Origin of the sequence: Comamonas sp. SY3, assembly GCF_041730275.1 — a bacterium.
Taxonomy (GTDB): Bacteria; Pseudomonadota; Gammaproteobacteria; order Burkholderiales; family Burkholderiaceae_C; genus Comamonas; species Comamonas sediminis.
In genome coordinates this window covers 139,960-156,622 of sequence record NZ_JBGTYN010000008.1, presented here as the reverse complement: position 1 = coordinate 156,622, position 16,663 = coordinate 139,960, and the positions used below count along the sequence as shown (strand labels likewise).

General features: G+C 65.9%; 15 protein-coding genes. 8 read left to right on the top strand and 7 right to left on the bottom strand.

Annotated features, from left to right (window positions below):
- Positions 1-10 precede the first annotated feature (10 nt).
- A complete protein-coding gene (locus tag ACCQ08_RS12830) occupies positions 11-1,840 on the top strand; it encodes a chorismate-binding protein (RefSeq protein WP_373449998.1) in 1,830 nt (609 codons plus the stop codon).
- Positions 1,841-2,080: 240 nt separating this feature from the next.
- Positions 2,081-3,649, top strand: a complete 1,569-nt coding sequence (locus ACCQ08_RS12825) for a transporter associated domain-containing protein (RefSeq protein ID WP_373450044.1) — start codon at positions 2,081-2,083, stop codon at positions 3,647-3,649.
- Positions 3,650-3,756: 107 nt separating this feature from the next.
- Here the strand turns inward: ACCQ08_RS12825 and ACCQ08_RS12820 are convergent, their stop codons facing one another.
- The 3 genes from ACCQ08_RS12820 to ACCQ08_RS12810 form a co-directional block, all read right to left on the bottom strand.
- Positions 3,757-4,119: a 5-carboxymethyl-2-hydroxymuconate Delta-isomerase gene (locus tag ACCQ08_RS12820; protein ID WP_239809226.1), complete on the bottom strand. Its 363-nt coding sequence runs from the start codon at positions 4,117-4,119 to the stop codon at positions 3,757-3,759.
- A gap of 71 nt (positions 4,120-4,190) precedes the next feature.
- A complete protein-coding gene (locus tag ACCQ08_RS12815) occupies positions 4,191-4,988 on the bottom strand; it encodes a ScpA family protein (RefSeq protein ID WP_230775496.1) in 798 nt (265 codons plus the stop codon).
- 130 nt (positions 4,989-5,118) lie between these two features.
- Positions 5,119-5,325 (bottom strand): DUF3460 family protein, encoded by a 207-nt coding sequence (locus tag ACCQ08_RS12810; protein WP_021026491.1) that lies wholly within the window; start codon positions 5,323-5,325, stop codon positions 5,119-5,121.
- Between the two features lie 44 nt (positions 5,326-5,369).
- Between ACCQ08_RS12810 and ACCQ08_RS12805 the strand changes: the two genes are divergently transcribed.
- Positions 5,370-5,864: an outer membrane protein assembly factor BamE gene (locus ACCQ08_RS12805; protein WP_312412967.1), complete on the top strand. Its 495-nt coding sequence runs from the start codon at positions 5,370-5,372 to the stop codon at positions 5,862-5,864.
- A 327-nt stretch (positions 5,865-6,191) separates the two neighbouring features.
- Positions 6,192-6,869: a YitT family protein gene (locus ACCQ08_RS12800; RefSeq protein ID WP_373449997.1), complete on the top strand. Its 678-nt coding sequence runs from the start codon at positions 6,192-6,194 to the stop codon at positions 6,867-6,869.
- 21 nt (positions 6,870-6,890) lie between these two features.
- On the opposite strand, the gene ACCQ08_RS12795 is transcribed toward ACCQ08_RS12800, so the two are convergent.
- From ACCQ08_RS12795 to ACCQ08_RS12780, 4 genes are all read right to left on the bottom strand, one after another.
- On the bottom strand, positions 6,891-7,289 hold the full coding sequence (locus ACCQ08_RS12795; RefSeq protein ID WP_373449996.1) for a hypothetical protein: 399 nt from the start codon (positions 7,287-7,289) through the stop codon (positions 6,891-6,893).
- A 5-nt stretch (positions 7,290-7,294) separates the two neighbouring features.
- Positions 7,295-9,445 carry a methionine--tRNA ligase gene (gene metG / locus ACCQ08_RS12790; RefSeq protein ID WP_373449995.1) on the bottom strand — a complete coding sequence of 717 codons (2,151 nt, stop codon included), beginning with the start codon at positions 9,443-9,445 and terminating at the stop codon, positions 7,295-7,297.
- Positions 9,446-9,566: 121 nt separating this feature from the next.
- Entirely contained in the window at positions 9,567-10,832 is a 1,266-nt protein-coding gene (locus tag ACCQ08_RS12785) for a patatin-like phospholipase family protein (protein WP_373449994.1), read from the bottom strand.
- Between the two features lie 74 nt (positions 10,833-10,906).
- Complete coding sequence (locus tag ACCQ08_RS12780) at positions 10,907-11,488, bottom strand: restriction endonuclease (RefSeq protein ID WP_373449993.1); 582 nt, start codon at positions 11,486-11,488, stop codon at positions 10,907-10,909.
- A gap of 108 nt (positions 11,489-11,596) precedes the next feature.
- On the opposite strand from ACCQ08_RS12780, the gene apbC reads away from it, so the two are divergent.
- From apbC to ACCQ08_RS12760, 4 genes are all read left to right on the top strand, one after another.
- A complete protein-coding gene (gene apbC / locus ACCQ08_RS12775) occupies positions 11,597-12,688 on the top strand; it encodes an iron-sulfur cluster carrier protein ApbC (RefSeq protein ID WP_312453015.1) in 1,092 nt (363 codons plus the stop codon).
- Positions 12,688-13,650: a LysR family transcriptional regulator gene (locus tag ACCQ08_RS12770; RefSeq protein ID WP_373449992.1), complete on the top strand. Its 963-nt coding sequence runs from the start codon at positions 12,688-12,690 to the stop codon at positions 13,648-13,650. The genes apbC and ACCQ08_RS12770 overlap by 1 nt, the downstream gene beginning before the upstream one ends.
- Before the next feature lie 387 nt (positions 13,651-14,037).
- Positions 14,038-16,329, top strand: coding sequence for an FdhF/YdeP family oxidoreductase (locus ACCQ08_RS12765; RefSeq protein WP_373449991.1), 2,292 nt, complete (start codon positions 14,038-14,040; stop codon positions 16,327-16,329).
- Positions 16,329-16,619, top strand: a complete 291-nt coding sequence (locus tag ACCQ08_RS12760) for a hypothetical protein (RefSeq protein ID WP_373449990.1) — start codon at positions 16,329-16,331, stop codon at positions 16,617-16,619. The genes ACCQ08_RS12765 and ACCQ08_RS12760 overlap by 1 nt, the downstream gene beginning before the upstream one ends.
- The last annotated feature ends 44 nt before the right edge of the window (positions 16,620-16,663 follow it).

Below are 16,663 nucleotides of genomic sequence, written 5' to 3'. Positions count from 1 at the left end.
GACAGCGCACATGTCCTTTTCTGCCCGCATCGATATGGGCCAGCCTCTGGCCGGTGAGCAGCAGCGCCTGCGCCTGGCCCTGTCCGGCCCGGACCGGGTGCTGGAGGCGCAGGACGCGCCATCCTTGCACGCCTTGCTGGATGCCGTGGAGCAGGCCGCGCGCGCCGGGGCCTTTTGCGTGGGCGGCTTGCGCTATGAAGCCGCCTCGGCGTTGAACCCCTATTTGCCGACCCAGGCAGCGCCCAGCGGCGAGCCCCTGGCCTGGTTTGCGGTGTGGGATGCGCCACCGGCTGACATGGCGCAGCTGCCCGAGGCCGAAGCGCCCGCCGTGCAACTGCAGTGGCGCAGCACGCTGAGCCGCCCGCAGTTCGATGCGCAGATGGCGCGCATCCATGCCGATATCCGCAACGGCGCCTACTACCAGATCAACTACACCCAGCAGCTGCAGGGCCACAGCGCCTTGCCCGGCGGCGGGGTGGACGGCGCCGCGCTGTTTGCCGCGTTGCAGCAGGCCCAGCCCGGCGGCTATGCACTGCATATCGACCGGGGCGATGAGCAGCTGCTGTCGGTATCGCCCGAGCTGTTTTTTGACTGGCACCAACCGGCCAGCGGCGCGGGCGATATCTTGACCCGCCCGATGAAGGGCACGGCCGCACGGGGGAGCAGCCCCGCGCAGGACGAGGCCCAGGCCCAGGCCTTGCGCGCATCGGCCAAGGAGCGGGCCGAAAACGTGATGGTCGTCGACCTGCTGCGCAATGACCTGGCGCGCATTGCGCAACTGGGCAGCGTGCAGGTGCCGCAGCTGTTTGCGCTGCAGGCGCTGCCCACGGTATGGCAGATGACCTCGGACGTGCGGGCCAAGCTGCCCCAGGGCACCGGCCTGGCCGACGTGATGCAGGCCTTGTTTCCCTGCGGCTCGGTCACCGGCGCGCCCAAGCGGGCGGCGATGCAGGCGATTGCCGAGTTGGAGCTTGGGCCGCGCGGCTGGTACTGCGGCGCCTTGGGCGTTGTGCGCTCCGATGGCGCAGGCGGCCTACGCGCGACCTTCAACGTCCCGATCCGCACCGTGGCCTTGCGCGGCGCGCAACTGCAATGCGGCATTGGCAGCGGCATCACCGCCGATGCAACCGCTGACGGCGAGTGGCGCGAGTGGCTGCACAAGCGTGCCTTTCTGGAGCGGGCCAGCATGCCCTTTGCGCTGATCGAAACCCTGGCGCTGGACGATGGCCAGCTGCGCCATGCTGCGCTGCACCTGGAGCGCATGGCCGCTGCGGCCGCGCATTTTGGCTACCGCTGGGATGGCGTGGCCGCGCAAGCGGCATTGGACGCGGTGGCCCAGGCCCAGCCCCATGGCCTGTGGCGCCTGCGCCTGTTGCTCCATGCCCAGGGCAGGTTCCAGGCCGAGGCCTTTGCCTGTCCGCCATCGCCTGCGCAGGTCCGGCTGCAATGGGCGGCCGCGCCGCTGGCCGAGGCCCACGGCGAGTTTGTGCGCTTCAAGACCAGCCGCCGTGCGCACTACGAGCGCTGGGCGCCGCAGGACAGCAGCGTGTTTGACACCCTGCTGTGGAACGAGGCCGGCGAGATCACCGAGACCACCCGGGGCAATATCGCCATGCAGCTCGATGGCCGCTGGATCACGCCGGCGCTGCACTGCGGCCTGCTGCCCGGCGTGGGGCGCCGGCTGGCGCTGGAGGCGGGTCAGCTGGAGGAAGGCGTGGTGACGTTGAGCGATGTACCGCGTGTGCAGGCCTGGGCTTTTGTCAACAGCCTGCGCGGCTGGATACCGGCGCAGGTGCAGGGTGCGGTGCCGGTCTGGCCGCAGCCAGCGATGGAGCGCTGAGTCTGCCGGGGACCGTGCTTGCCGCGTTGGGGCGTGCGGCTACCGCGACGAATGGGCCAGAGGCCAGGGGTTTTTGTGCTGCACGTTAGGATGGAGGCTGTTTAGCAACCCTTCGGAATGTATGCCCGACAACCCGGACCCTGAGCCTCTTCCGTGTGCGACCACCTTGTCGCTGTCCTTCAGTTCTTGCCCCAGTACACCGCTGACGGTGTCTTTGCCCGTTGAAGGGAGCGCCGCATGATCGAGCTGCTCTCGGACCCGCAGATCTGGATTGGTCTCATTACCCTGGTGGTGCTCGAGATCGTTCTGGGCATAGACAATCTCATCTTTATCGCGATCCTTGCCGACAAGTTGCCGCCCCACCAGCGGGACAAGGCACGTGTCATCGGCCTGTCCCTGGCCCTGGTGATGCGCCTGGGTCTGCTCACCGCCATCTCCTGGCTGGTGACCCTCACGCAACCGCTGTTTTCTGTTGGACCGCTCAGTTTCTCCAGGCGCGATCTTATCTTGCTGCTGGGCGGTCTGTTCCTGCTGTTCAAGGCCACGACCGAGCTGCATGAGCGCATGGAAGGCGTGAGCCTGAGCAAGTCGAGCAGCACGGTCTACGCCAGCTTCTCGGCCGTGGTCGCGCAGATCGTGGTGCTCGATGCGGTTTTCTCGCTCGATGCCGTGATCACCGCCGTCGGCATGGTCAACAACCTGGGCGTGATGATGGCGGCGGTCGTCATCTCGATCGGTGTGATGCTGTTTGCCTCCAAGCCGCTGACCCGCTTTGTCAATGCGCACCCGACCATCGTCATCCTCTGCCTGAGCTTCCTGCTGATGATCGGCTTCAGCCTGGTGGCCGAAGGCCTGGGCTTCCATGTGCCCAAGGGTTATCTGTATGCCGCCATTGGATTCTCGATCCTGATCGAGACCTTCAACCAGGTGTCCTCGCGCAACGCGATCCGCCACGAGCAGCGCGTGCCGCTGCGCGAGCGCACGGCGCTGAAAGTGCTGTCGCTGATGGCAGGCCGCAGCGGCCAGGGCCAGACCGAGCATGCGCAGAACGACCCGGGCGCTGCCGAGGCCGAGCTGACCTTTGCGCCGGAAGAGCGCATCATGGTCAGCGGCGTGCTGTCGCTGGGTGACCGCAAGGTGCGCTCGATCATGACCCCCGTCTCGGATGTGGACTGGGTGGACCTGAGCGACGATGCCGAGGCCATCCAGCGTTCGCTCAACGACAACCCGCACAGCCACTTGCCGGTGTGCATGGGCCAGGTGGACCAGCTCCAGGGTGTTGCCCGTGCAAAGGACATGCTGATGGACCTGATGCAGCATGGCGCCATCCAGCCGGCCACCATCCGCAAGCCGCTGATGGTGCCCGAAGGCGCCGGCGTGATCGCGCTGATCAACGACCTGCGCCAGTCCAAGGGCCATATGGTGATCGTCATCAATGAGTTCCATGTGATGAGTGGCGTCGTGACGCCGGTCGATGTGCTCGAAGCGATTGCCGGCGAGTTCCCCGACGAGGACGAGAGCTTCACGATCCAGGCGGTGGACGGCGAGCCCGACACCTGGATGGCCAGCGGCGCCGCCGATGTGCACATGGTGCAGCAGCTGCTGGGCTCCAATGAGCTGGTCTCGTCTGCCGATGCCTTCACCACCTTGGGCGGTCTGCTCACCGAGTTCAATGGGGCGCTGCCCCGGCAGGGCGATGTGGTGGTGATCGACGGCTGGCAGTTTGCCGTCACCGAGGCCACCGATGGCGTGATGCGCAAGATCCGCATCGAGAGGGAGAACAAGGGCCAGATGCCTGTGGAGCACTGAGCGCCGCATCTTCGCCTCGGCCCGCAATGAAAAAGGCCTGCCCTCTCGCAAGAGTCGGCAGGCCTTGTATGTTTGGGGCCGCGAATGCGGCGGCCGCTGAATGCTGCTTACAGCGAGCCCTTGTAGTAAGCGCCCCGGTCCATGTCGACAATGTCCACGCTCAGCTGCACCAGCATGCCCTCGGGGTGGGGTGTGAACTCGCGCAGCACGGCGGCGATGCGGTCGGACAGGTCGCGCTTGGCCTCGGGCGTGCGGCCGGCCAGCAGGCGCAGCTCGGCATGCACAAAGCCGCGCAGTGCGGTGGGGTCCGCGCCAATGACGAACTGCTCGGTGCGCACGACGCGGCTCTTGAGGTCCTGCTCGTTTTGCACCTGGCCGCTGGCGATCACCGCAGCGTTGAGGGCATCGAGCAGATGGGCTTCGGGGAAGTTCTCGAGGTTGTTGGTGTATTCGATGACGAGATGCGGCATGGTGGTCTCCGTTGGAATAAAGGCAGGGAAATAAGGGGCTCGGGCGGCAGCAGGGTCAGGCCTGGAGCGGCTCAGACGGGTGTGTACGACAGCCGCACATAGATGGGCGCAAAGGCTTCGGCCTGGGTGATCTCGATCAAGGTTTCCTTGGCCAGCTCCAGCAGCGCGATAAAGGTCACCACCAGCACGGTGCTGCCTTTCTCGGGCTCGAAGATGTCCTCGAACTCGACAAAGCGCCGGCCTTGCAGGCGCTTGAGAATGGCGCTCATGTACTCCCGCACCGAGAGCTCTTCGCGGGTGATCTTGTGGGTCTGCACCAGCTTGGCGCGCTTGAGGATGTCGCGCCAGGCCTCTTGCAGCTCGGACATCTCCACATCCGGAAAGCGCGGCTGCAGCGCCTGCTCGATGAAGACCTGGGCCTTGATGAAATCGCGCCCGTACTGCGGCACGGCGCCCAGGCCCTGGGCGGCCAGCTTCATCTGTTCGTACTCCAGCAGGCGGCGCACCAGCTCGGCCCGGGGGTCTTCGGCTTCTTCACCCTCGGCCTGCTTCTTGGGCGGCAGCAGCATGCGCGACTTGATCTCGATCAGCATCGCGGCCATCAGCAGGTATTCGGCGGCCAGCTCCAGGTTGCGGCTGCGGATCTCGTCCACATAGCTCAGGTACTGGCGGGTGACGCTCAGCATCGGAATGTCGAGGATGTTGAAGTTCTGCTTGCGGATCAGGTAGAGCAGCAAGTCCAGCGGGCCTTCAAAAGCCTCGAGGAACACCTCCAGCGCATCGGGCGGGATGTACAGGTCGGTGGGCATCGCGAACAGCGGCTCGCCGTACAGGCGGGCGAGCGCCACCTGGTCCACCACTTCGGGCATGGCAGCGGCACCTGCGGCGGGGCGTGCGTCGTCCTCAGCCGTGGTCAGGTTGCCGGGGGTTGCCATGCGCGGGGGCTATGCGGGATCGAAAGCCGCTGCGGAGCCAGGCGGCCGGCAGCGGGCAGGGCGATCAATCGTGGTTGGTTTGGTACACGTAGGGCTTTTGCGCCACACGTGCGGTCTGGTACTCGGCTTGCTGCTGGCGGTCCAGATCCTTGTCCCACAGCAGGGCGCGGCCTTCGCGCTGGCCTTGTTCCAGCTCGGGCTTGTCGGCCTTGAGCTTCAGCAGGAACTGGGTGGTGTCGGATTGGTAGTCGGGGCGGCGGAAGAAAGACATAGCGTATATTTACCTCTTGTGCCTGGATTCTACCGAACCTGACCATGTCCTTCCTTACCAAATTTGCAATCGCCGCCTCCGCGCTGGCCGTTTCCGTGTTTTTGGCGGGCTGCGACCAGCAGCGCATCAAGGAACTGGAGGAGCACGTCTCGACCGAGCAGGACGTGCGCGACCGTTTTGGCGAACCCAACCAGATCTGGGACGAGGCCGATGGCTCGCACACCTTGGAGTACACGCGCCAGCCCGCCGGTGCGCAGAACTACATGATCACCATTGGCACCGATGGCAAGATGAGCGCGCTGCGCCAGGTGCTGGCCCCGGCTTACTTTGCGAAGGTGCAGCCGGGCATGGACCAGCAGGAGATCCGCCGGCTGCTGGGCCAGCCTGCCAAGCGCACCAGCTACCCGCTGAAGAACGAAGCCGAATGGGACTGGGGCTGGATCGATCCGCCCAACACCAAGATGCTGTTCACCGTGGTGTTTGATGCCCAGGGCAAGGTGCTGCGCAGCAACAGCACCCAGGTGCTGCCCAGCCGCTGAGCGCGGCCTCCATCCGCCGTGATAGGCCCCCAACTGTTGCGGATATGCCTCAGGACCTTCTGCAAAACTCCCTGCCGTGGTCTGAACGCGGGCTCGGGCGATCCGCTGCGTGGTCTTCCTTGTCAATAGCTACGGCTATTGACCGCGAAAGACGCCTTGCGTCTCATCCCGATCCGCGCCCATCCCGCTTGGCGAGGGTCTTGCAGAAGATCCTTTACCGTAACGGGCTGAAACTCTTTAAAATTCGGGTTTATACCTAGCATTACCCCTGCCAGGCTGCCCCGCGCACCATCCTTGTGCGGGCATGAAACTTGCTGTCCACCCGACATGTCCTCACCGCTATCCCGCCCCACCGCGCCCACGGGCCTGCCCGGAACCGTGGCCGTTGCCCCTGCTGCGCTGCCGGGGCCTGCCATGCGCCATGGCCGCTTTGAAGATGCCCAGGCGCTGTTCACCGGCTCGCTGTTTGTCTCGATCACCTTGGGCCTGTTTGCGCAGGCGGGTTTGCTGACGGGCAGCACCGCTGGGCTGGCGTTTTTGCTGCACTACGCCACGGGGCTGTCGTTTGGTGCGATTTTCTTCGCGATCAATCTGCCCTTTTACTGGTTTGCCTGGACGCGCATGGGGCCGGAGTTCACCGTCAAGACCTTTATCTCGGTAGCGATGCTGGCGCTGCTGGTCGATATCGGCCCGCGTTTCATCCATATCGACTACCTGAATCCGCTGTATGCCGCCATCGCCGGTGGCCTGCTGATGGGCACCGGCTGCCTCTTTTTGGCGCGCCACCGCTCCAGCCTGGGCGGCGCCACCATCGTGTCGCTCTACCTGCAGGACCGCTATGGCATCCGCGCCGGCAAGGTGCAGATGGTCATCGACTGCACGGTGGTGCTGCTGGCGCTGTGGGTCGTGCCATTCGAGCGCGTGGCCTACTCGGTGCTGGCCGCCGTTGTGATGAGCGTGTTCCTGTGGATCAGCCACCGGCCCGGTCGCTACGCCGGTAACTGAGCGCTCTCAAAACCGGGTGATTCAGGGCCCGTTGGGGATGGCGGTTTCTGCTGCCGCAGCAGGCCTGGCTGGCGGCATTGGAGGGGTAGGTGCGGGCGCTTGCGTTGCCAGCGGCGCGGTGGGCTGCGGCGGCGGGAAGGTTTCGCCCGGTCTGCGCTCCCGGTAGCGCACTGTTATTCCGCTGTTGTCCTGTTCTTCGCCTGTCGCCATGTCATAGGCCTTGCCTACACCTTTGCCCACCACCTTGGCGGTGCCCACCGCCGCATCGGCGGCCAGCCCCACCGCCGTGGCGGTCACGCTGACGGCGGCGGCTCCGACTGCCACAACGCTGCAGCCGCCCAGCAGCAGGGCCGAGGCGCAGTAAAAAGCCCCTGCGGCTACGGAGCGCAGGGGCTTGGGGAGGCGGCGGTCAGCGGCCATCGAGATCAATGGATGCGCATGCCTGGCTGCGCGCCGGGGAAGGGCTCCAGCACATAGATGCCAGGGTGGGCCTTCTCGTCGGCATGGCTGGCGGCCAGCACCATGCCTTCGGAGATGCCGAACTTCATCTTGCGGGGCGCCAGATTGGCGACCAGCACGGTGAGCTTGCCTTGCAGCTGCTCCGGCGTGTACATGCTGCTGATGCCGCTGAACACATTGCGGGTCTTGGGCTTGCCGTCTTCACCCTTTTCACCAACGTCCAGGGTCAGCTGCAGCAGCTTGGTCGAGCCTTCCACGGCCTTGCATTCGACAATCCTGGCAATGCGCAGGTCGATGCGGGCAAAGTCGTCGATGCCGATGGTCTCGGCCAGCGGCTCGCCACCGGGGGCGTTCGGGTCCACCACGGCTTCGGCTTTCTTCTCGGCCTTCTTGGCCTTGGCAGGCGCTGCAGCGGCAGCGGTCTTTTCCTGGCTGGCAGGGGTTTCGAACAGCGCTTCGAGCTGCAGCGGGTCCACCCGTTGCATCAGGTGCTGGTATACGCCAATCTGGTGGCCAGCGCCCAGCGGCTTGTCCACGTCGGCAAATTGCTCGGGCGGCACGATCAGGAAGTTCGCCACTTCGGCAGCCACACCCGGCAGGATCGGCTTGAGGTAGATGGTCAAGATGCGGAACGCCTCGATGCAGACCGTGCAGACATCGTGCAGGCGCTGCTCCATGCCGTCCTTCTTGGCCAGCTCCCAGGGCTTGTTGGCATCGACATAGCTGTTGACCTTGTCGCACAGCTGCATGATCTCGCGGGCCGCGCGGGCGGTGTCGCGTACCTCGTAGGCGGCCACAATCGCCTCCTTTTGCGCGCGCAGCACGGCCAGCAGTTCCTGGCCGTCGGCGCTCACCTCGCCCAGGCGGCCTTCAAAGCGCTTGCTGATAAAGCCGGCGGCGCGCGAGGCGATGTTCACATACTTGCCGATCAGGTCGGAGTTGACGCGCAGCATGAAGTCTTCAGCGGTGAAGTCGACGTCTTCGTTCTTGCCGTTGAGCTTGGCGCCCAGGTAGTAGCGCAGCCACTCGGGGTTCATCTTGAGGGCCAGGTACTTGAGCGGATCGAGGCCGGTGCCACGGCTCTTGCTCATCTTCTCGCCGTTGTTCACGGTCAGGAAGCCATGCACGCAGATCTTGGTGGGGGTCTTGCGGCCGCTGAACTTCAGCATCGCCGGCCAGAACAGGGTGTGGAAGGTGATGATGTCCTTGCCGATGAAGTGGTACTGCTCCAGCGCCGGATCGGCCATGTAGGCGTCGTAGTCCTCGCCACGCTGGGCCAGCAGGTTCTTCAGCGAGGCCAGGTAGCCCACCGGCGCATCCAGCCAGACATAGAAGTACTTGCCTGGTGCATCCGGGATCTCGATGCCAAAGTAGGGCGCATCGCGCGAGATGTCCCAGTCGTCCAGGCCTTCGCTGGTCGAGCCATCGGGGTTGGTGCGCACGCCGAACCATTCCTTGATCTTGGCGGCCACCTCGGGCTGCACATGCTGGCCGTCCTGGGTCCACTGGGTCAGGAACTCGACCGCGCGCGGGTCGGACAGCTTGAAGAAGAAATGCTCCGAGCTCTTCATCACCGGCTTGGCGCCGGACAGCGCCGAGTAGGGGTTGACCAGATCGGTGGGCGCATAGACGGAGCTGCAGACTTCGCAGTTGTCGCCGTACTGGTCCTTGGCGTGGCAGCGCGGGCATTCGCCCTTGATGAAACGGTCAGGCAGGAACATGTTCTTCTCAGGGTCGAAGAACTGCTCGATGGTGCGCGTCTCGATAAAGCCGGCGGCCTTCAGGTCCAGGTAGATCTGCTTGGACAGCTCGTGGTTCTCGGGGCTGTCGGTATTGCTCCAGTTGTCAAAACCGATGTGGAAGCCGTCGAGGTACTGCTTGCGGCCGGCGGCGATGTCGGCGACAAACTGCTGGGGCGTCTTGCCGGCTTTTTCGGCGGCAATCATGATCGGCGCGCCATGGGCGTCATCGGCGCCGACAAAGTTGACCGCATTGCCCTGCATTCGCTGCGCACGCACCCAGGTATCGGCCTGGATGTATTCCATGATGTGGCCGATGTGGAAGTTGCCGTTGGCATACGGCAGGGCGGTGGTGACGAAAATCTTTCGTTGAGACATAGGGTTGCGGAACTTTCTAATCACAGAGAGGACGCAGGCCGGTGGCCGTTGCGGATTCTGGTCACAGGGAGGGCGGCATGGCCAGCCCTCGCGCCCGCAGGCGCTCCAGAACCGGCCAATTCTAGGCGCTTACCGGGCCAGATGGCGCGACCAGGGGATTGGCAGGGCCTGCCTGCCGGCTGCCCCAGCCGAAAAAGGCGCAGACCTCGTCGCGCCGCGCCATCGTGTCGGCCCGGCCCAGCGCCATCAGCGCCCGGGTGTAGCCCGGCTCGAACAGCAGGTAGCTGGCCAGCGCAGCGCTGCCGACGTTCTGGCTGTGCACCGACACGCCCATTGCACCCAGCAGCGCCCGCACCGGCGTGGGCAGCTCCTGCAGGTGCGCCAGCGCCAGCGCATCCAGCGACTGCGATGGCGTGATCACCAGCAGATCGAGCGGCCGCAGTGCGCTGCGGGCACGCTCGGCCTCGGGGATCAGGCTCAAGGTGTGGTTGATGCGCTGGGCCCGCTCCACATCGACCGACAGTGCATCGAGAAAGATCGTGGACAGTGCATGGCCGGCCACCTGGGCCAGCGACGGGAACGGCGGGTGCTCACCCTGGGGCAGGTTCAGCACCTCGTGCGAGCGGCCCACACCGACCACCACAATGCGCTGGGCGCCCAGATGCACCGCAGGGGCCAGCGGGGCGGTCTGGCGCATCGCGCCGTCGCCCAGGTAGTTGTACTGGCCGCGCAGCATCAGCTCGGCGGGCGGGAAGATGAAGGGGATCGACGACGAGGCCATCAGGTGCTGGTGGCTGATGCGGTCCTGGATGGCACGGCGCTGCGTGCGCGACCAGCTGGGGACATGGGGGCCGGCTTCGTAGAAGGTGATGTGCTCGCCGGTGGTGTAGCTCGATGCGGTGATGGCCAACGCCGACAGCGTGCCTTTGCGCAGCAAATGGGGGATTTTCTCCAGGGGCAGCTCGGCCTGCAGCAGCTCCAGCAGCGGGGCGTTGTCCAGCAGCGAGCGGGGTTTGCTGTGGTGCCAGCGGGTCAGCGCCCAGCCCAGGGTCAGCAGGCTGAGCCAGCGCGCCCCGCTGCGCATGACCCCAAAGGCATCGGCGCGGTAGACCTGGCTGGTGGAGAAGTTGCGCCACACCCGCGAGAGGCGCTGCACCGCCAGGTCGAAATGCTCAGCGCCACAGGCCAGGCCGGCCGCATTGATCGCGCCGGCCGAGGTGCCTACTGCTATAGGGAAGGGCGTGGGTTCATGGTCAGCCCCGGCGTTCTGGCGCAGGCGGGACAGCGCCTGCAACACCCCCACCTGGTAGGCGGCGCGCGCGCCGCCCCCCGACAGCACGATGGCGGTGGCAGCGGAATGGGGGCTGTAGTGCAGAGCGGCAGACATGGGCAGCACCATAGCCGAAACGGGGGTGCTGCGCCAAGTGGCGCTGTCGCTGCGCTATCCGCAATGCCCCATCGTCAGGCTTTCGCCGCCGCCTTTTTCAGCAAGGTCGCCAGTTCCAGGTTCTGCAGCAGCACGATTTTCTGGTCACGGGCAAACGTGCGCGCGTTGTCACTGAGCTCGCCTTGCAGCAGCACATAGACGCTGGCGGCGCCCGCCTGGCTGGCGGTCTCATGCAGCGCGCGCAGCGGCTCGATGCCATGTACGCCGGCCTTGCTGCGCTTGGTTTGCACCAGCGTGGTCTGGCCGTTGCGCGCCAGCTGCAGATCGGCGGCGCCTTGCTGCACCGGGGTGACGGTATAGCCTTCGGCCTGCCAGGCGCGGCTCAGCCAGGCCTGCATGTCGCGGCTGGACAGGGCGCTGGCCTGCGCCAGCAGCGCCTGGCTGGCCGCCGCGCTGGGCTGGTTCCACTGGCGCTTGGCGGCCATGGCGCCGATCACGAAGAATGGCAGGCTGCCAGCTGCGCCGACAAAGCGGATGTCCTTGGGCAGCAGCGCCAGGCACAGCACCACGATGATGGCTCCGACCACCACACTGATCCACCACGACGAGCGCAGCAAGATCGCAAACACGGAGTTCTCGGCCATTTTCAGTTTCACGGGTGCAGGTCTTTCAAGAGGTGCAGGGGAAAAGCCCAGATTGTCGCTGGTTCGCAAGGGCAAGCGCGGTTCGCTAGACTTATTGCTGTCTCAGGAATAGAAAACACGATGACAGTGACCGAAACCGCGCTACTGGCCGCGCTGGCCAGCGTTCAAGACCCGCATACGGGCAAAGATTTTGTCAGCACGCGTGCCGTGCGCAACCTCCAGATCCATGGCGGCGATGTCGCCTTTGATGTAGAGATGGGCTATCCCGCCAAAAGCCTAGTGCCGCAGTTGCGCAGCCAGTTCGTGGCGGCTGCCAAGGCGGTGCCGGGCGTCGAAAACGTCTCGGTGACCATCAGCAACAAGGTGATCACGCATGCCGTGCAGCGCGGTGTGCCGCTGATCCCCGGTGTGAAGAACATCATTGCCGTGGCATCGGGCAAGGGTGGCGTGGGCAAGAGCACCACCACCGCCAACCTGGCGCTGGCGCTGGCGGCCGAGGGCGCAAGCGTCGGCGTGCTGGATGCCGATATCTACGGCCCCAGCCAGACGATGATGATGGGCGTGGACGGCAAGCCCGAGAGCAGCGATGGCAAGACCATGGAGCCCAAGCTCAACCATGGCGTGCAGGTGATGTCGATCGGCCTGCTGGTCGACCAGGACCAGGCGATGATCTGGCGCGGCCCGATGGCCGTGCAGGCGCTGGAGCAGATGCTGCGCCAGACCAACTGGGCCGGCCTCGACTACCTGTTGATCGACATGCCACCGGGCACCGGCGACATCCAGCTGACCCTGAGCCAGCGCGTGCCGCTGACCGGTGCGGTGATCGTCACCACGCCGCAGGACATCGCGTTGCTCGACGCGCGCAAGGGCATCAAGATGTTCGAGAAGGTGGGTGTGCCGCTCCTGGGCGTGATCGAGAACATGGCGATGCATGTCTGCACCCACTGCGGCCATGTGGAACATATCTTTGGCGCCGATGGCGGCAAGCATATGGCGGCCGACTACCAGCTCGACTACCTCGGTGCGCTGCCGCTGTCGATGCAGATCCGCGAGCAGGCGGACAGTGGTACCCCCACCGTGGTGGCGGCGCCTGACAGCGAAGTGGCGGCCATCTACAAGCAGGTGGCCCGCAGCATCGCGGTCAAGATCGCGCAGCAGGCCAAGGACTTCTCGTCGAAGTTCCCGACCATCTCCGTCAGCAGCAACACCTGATGAACCTGCTCGCTGCCATGCGCTATCTGGCCGCGCTCCATGCGCACGGCCATTTCGCAAGGGCAGCCCAGGCCTGCCATATCACCCAGCCGGCACTGTCCAACGCGCTGCGCGCGCTGGAGGCCGAGTTTGGCGTCGCCATCGTGCGCCGGGGCCGGGTGTTTGCCGGCTTCACGCCCGAGGGCGAGCAGGTGCTGCAGACCGGCCTGGAGATGCTGCAAAGCGAGGCGCGCCTGCGCCAGCGCCTGAGCGCCCAGGCGGGCCAGTTGCAAGGGCAGCTACGCATGGCGGCCGTGCCTACGGCCATGCCGATGCTGCTGCGCTTTGCCAGCCTGCTGCGCCGCCAGCATCCGGGCCTGGTGCCGGCGCTGCATGCGATGAGTTCCCCCGATATTGAACGTGGCTTGGAAGAGCTGAGCCTGGACTTGGCGCTGGGCTACAGCGACCGCATCCGCCGCCCGCGCACCTATTGCGCGCCCCAGTACCAGGAACACTACTACCTGTTGCAAGCGGCGCCGCACCCGGCCTGTGTGGGCGATACCCTGCATGCCGCCGAGCCGCTGCGCTGGGCCCAGGCCGCGCAGCAGCCGCTGTGCCTGCTGACGCCCGACATGCACAACCGCCAGATCGTCGAGCGCAGCTTTTTGGCCGTGGGCGTGCTGGTGCAGCCGGCGATGGAGACCAATTCCGTCCAGGCTTTGCTGCAGGCCGTGGGCGAGGGCCAGGTGGCCAGCATCGTTCCGGGCGCCGTGTTGGCCACCGTGCGGCACACACCTGGCCTGCGCGCCTGGCCGCTGGTGGAGCCGGTGGTCGAGAGCGAGGTCGCCTTTCTCTACCAGCAATCTCAGCAGGGCATGCCCGCGATGGAGGCGGCGCGCGCGCTGATGGCGCAGGACGAATGGCAGCAGCAGTGCCTGCAGCATGCCGGCGCCTTGGCAGCGGCCCCGCCGGACCAAGCATAGTTTTGCGAATGCCGGCATTGCGGCATTGAATTTGACGCAGGGCGGGTCGCGGGTTGAAATGCAGGGCTGAGAACGTGTTCACGATCTCTACGCAGCCGCGTTGGAGTGCAATCGGGATGAGTTCGAAGGGCTGGTCCGCAGCTTGCACCGGGGTGCAAGCAAGGGCCAGCGCGCAGAAATCGCCCGATTTCACTCCAACCCGTAGGGACAGCGGTTTTGCGGGCGCCCGGCTAGCCCGGCTAGGGGCGGTCTGCATCGTTGCAAATCCTCGCAATAGCATGGCTATTGCTGCGGTATTGCGCGGCTGGGCGCCCCCCTCGCCTCCCATCCCGCAAAACCACTGTCGCGGCGCGAGGAGATCGTAAACACGTTCTAACCAGTCCTGCCATGCAAGAACAAAAAATCGCCTTCTACAAAGGCCCAGCCGGTGGCTGGGGTGCTTTAAACAGTGTCAAGAACACGCTGCTGCACCACGATATCGCGGTCAAGGGCGCGAAAACGCTGCTGTCCGCCAACCAGCCCGACGGCTTTGACTGCCCGGGCTGCGCCTGGCCCGACCGCAACCATGCCTCGACCTTCGAGTTCTGCGAGAACGGCGTCAAGGCCGTTGCCGCCGAGGCCACCGCCCGCCGTGCAGGCCCCGAGCTGTTTGCCCGCTACAGCGTGCGCGAGCTCGCCGAGCACAGCGATTTCTGGCTGGAGGACCAGGGCCGTCTGACGCACCCGATGGTCTACGATCCGGCCAGCGACCACTACCTGCCGATCGCCTGGGACGATGCCTTTGCGCTGATTGCCCGGCATCTGAACGCGCTGCCCAGCCCGGACCAGGCGGTGTTCTACACCTCGGGGCGGGCCAGCAACGAGGCGGCCTTCCTCTACCAGCTGTTTGTGCGCGAATACGGCACCAACAATTTCCCCGATTGCTCCAACATGTGCCACGAGCCCAGCGGCACGGCGATGCGCGAGCAGATCGGTGTGGGCAAGGGCACGGTAACCCTGGCGGATTTTGAAGAGGCCGATGCGATCTTCATCTTTGGCCAGAACCCGGGCACCAACCACCCGCGCATGCTCGGCGAGCTGCGCGAGGCGCACAAGCGCGGCGTGCGCATCGTCAGCTTCAATCCGCTGCGCGAACGCGGGCTGGAGCGCTTTGCCGACCCGCAGGACAAGCTGGAGATGGCGACCCTGGGCTCCACCCCCATCAGCACGCATTATTTTCAGTTGCGCGTGGGTGGCGACCTGGCGGCGCTGCGGGGCATGCTCAAGCATGTGCTGGAGCAGGAGGCGGACCGGGGCGGTGTGCTGGACCATGGCTTTATCGCCGCGCACACCACCGGTTTTGAGGCGCTGGCGCAGAGCCTGCACGAGGAAGACTGGGCGCTGCTGGCGCAGGAGTCGGGCCTGAGCGAGGCGCAGATGCGGGCGGCGGCCGATGTCTACCTGGGCGCGGACAAGGTGATTGCCTGCTGGGGCATGGGCATCACCCAGCATGCGCATTCGGTCGCCACGATCCAGATGATTCTGAACCTGCTGCTGCTGCGCGGCCATATCGGCCGGCCAGGAGCGGGGCCTTGCCCGGTGCGCGGCCACAGCAATGTGCAGGGCGACCGCAGCATGGGCATCTGGGAAAAGCCGCCTGCAGCCCTGCTGGACCGGCTGCAGGAGGTCTATGGCTTTGCGCCACCCCGCGCGCACGGCATGGATACCGTGGAGGCCATTGCCAGCATGCGCGATGGCCAGGCCCAGGTGTTTTTTGCGCTGGGGGGCAATTTTGCCGCTGCCACGCCCGATACCTATGAGACCTGGAAAGGCCTGCAGCGCTGCGCGCTGACGGTGCAGGTCACCACCAAGCTCAACCGCAGCCATGTGGTGCATGGCCGCGAGGCCCTGCTGCTGCCCTGCCTGGGCCGCACCGAGATCGACCTGCAAAACGGCCAGCCCCAGGGCGTGACGGTCGAGGACTCGATGAGCATGGTGCACTTGTCGATGGGCATGAACCCACCGGCCTCGGCCCATCTGCTGTCCGAGCCGGCGATTGTGGCGCGCCTGGCCCACGCCACCCTGGGCGCGCGCAGCCGGGTGGACTGGCTGGCGCTGGCCGCTGACTACGCACTGATCCGCGACGAGATCGCCAAGGTCTTCCCCGACTTTGCCGACTTCAACCAGCGCGTGGCCGTGCCCGGTGGCTTTCGGCTGCGCAACACCGCCAGCGAGCGCATCTGGGCCACGGCCAGTGGCAAGGCCAGCTTCCACGCCCATGCGGTGCCGGTGGCCACCCCCACGCACCGGGCGCGCGCACGCCTGCATGACCAGCGCGTGTTCACGTTGCTGACCACCCGCTCGCACGACCAGTACAACACCACGATCTATGGCATGGACGACCGCTACCGGGGCGTGTTTGGCCAGCGCCGGGTGGTCTTCATCCATGCCGATGACATTCGCGATCTGGGCCTGGCCGATGGTGACTGGGTCAATATCCGCACCGTCTGGGACGATGGCCAGCAGCGCTGCGTGGAAGGCTTCAAGCTGGTGGCCTATGACATTCCGCGCGGCAACCTGGCGGCCTACTACCCGGAGACCAACCCGCTGGTGCCACTGTCGGCAGTGGCGGCACATGCGGGCACGCCAACGTCCAAATCCATTCCGGTGGTGCTGGAGCCAGGCCAGGCGCCGCAGTGATGGAGTGGCGCACCGCTCTGCCGGAGCTCTCGCCGCTGGCGCAGCGCATGGTGCAGGTCTTGGCGCAGGAGCAGCAGGCCCGCGCCGGGCAGCCGGTGGCGCTGGTGCGCATCGCCAAATGTCTGGATGCCCCTGCCAGCAGCGTGTTGCGCGAGCTGGCCATGCTCAACGGGCGCCTGCAGCAAGCCCAGCAACCCGCTTGGGTGGTGGCTGACGCATCGGAAGGGCGCTGGATGCTGGCCTTGACGGCCGCTGGCGCCGTGGCCGCGGCGCAGATCGCCGAGGCTTGACCAGCGTCTCGCAATGTCCGCTGGCCTGGGCGCCGTCTCAGCAC

Bases quoted from the DNA above. Each gene is read 5' to 3' on its own strand.
- ACCQ08_RS12770 (WP_373449992.1), top strand. From the start codon at position 12,688: ATGAACCTGCTCGCTGCCATGCGCTATCTGGCCGCGCTCCATGCGCAC.
- ACCQ08_RS12800 (WP_373449997.1), top strand. From the start codon at position 6,192: ATGTCCTCACCGCTATCCCGCCCCACCGCGCCCACGGGCCTGCCCGGA.
- ACCQ08_RS12810 (WP_021026491.1), bottom strand. From the start codon at position 5,325: ATGTCTTTCTTCCGCCGCCCCGACTACCAATCCGACACCACCCAGTTC.
- ACCQ08_RS12760 (WP_373449990.1), top strand. From the start codon at position 16,329: ATGGAGTGGCGCACCGCTCTGCCGGAGCTCTCGCCGCTGGCGCAGCGC.
- ACCQ08_RS12830 (WP_373449998.1), top strand. From the start codon at position 11: ATGTCCTTTTCTGCCCGCATCGATATGGGCCAGCCTCTGGCCGGTGAG.
- ACCQ08_RS12795 (WP_373449996.1), bottom strand. From the start codon at position 7,289: ATGGCCGCTGACCGCCGCCTCCCCAAGCCCCTGCGCTCCGTAGCCGCA.
- metG (WP_373449995.1), bottom strand. From the start codon at position 9,445: ATGTCTCAACGAAAGATTTTCGTCACCACCGCCCTGCCGTATGCCAAC.
- ACCQ08_RS12765 (WP_373449991.1), top strand. From the start codon at position 14,038: ATGCAAGAACAAAAAATCGCCTTCTACAAAGGCCCAGCCGGTGGCTGG.
- ACCQ08_RS12815 (WP_230775496.1), bottom strand. From the start codon at position 4,988: ATGCCCGAAGTGGTGGACCAGGTGGCGCTCGCCCGCCTGTACGGCGAG.
- ACCQ08_RS12785 (WP_373449994.1), bottom strand. From the start codon at position 10,832: ATGTCTGCCGCTCTGCACTACAGCCCCCATTCCGCTGCCACCGCCATC.
- apbC (WP_312453015.1), top strand. From the start codon at position 11,597: ATGACAGTGACCGAAACCGCGCTACTGGCCGCGCTGGCCAGCGTTCAA.
- ACCQ08_RS12805 (WP_312412967.1), top strand. From the start codon at position 5,370: ATGTCCTTCCTTACCAAATTTGCAATCGCCGCCTCCGCGCTGGCCGTT.
- ACCQ08_RS12820 (WP_239809226.1), bottom strand. From the start codon at position 4,119: ATGCCGCATCTCGTCATCGAATACACCAACAACCTCGAGAACTTCCCC.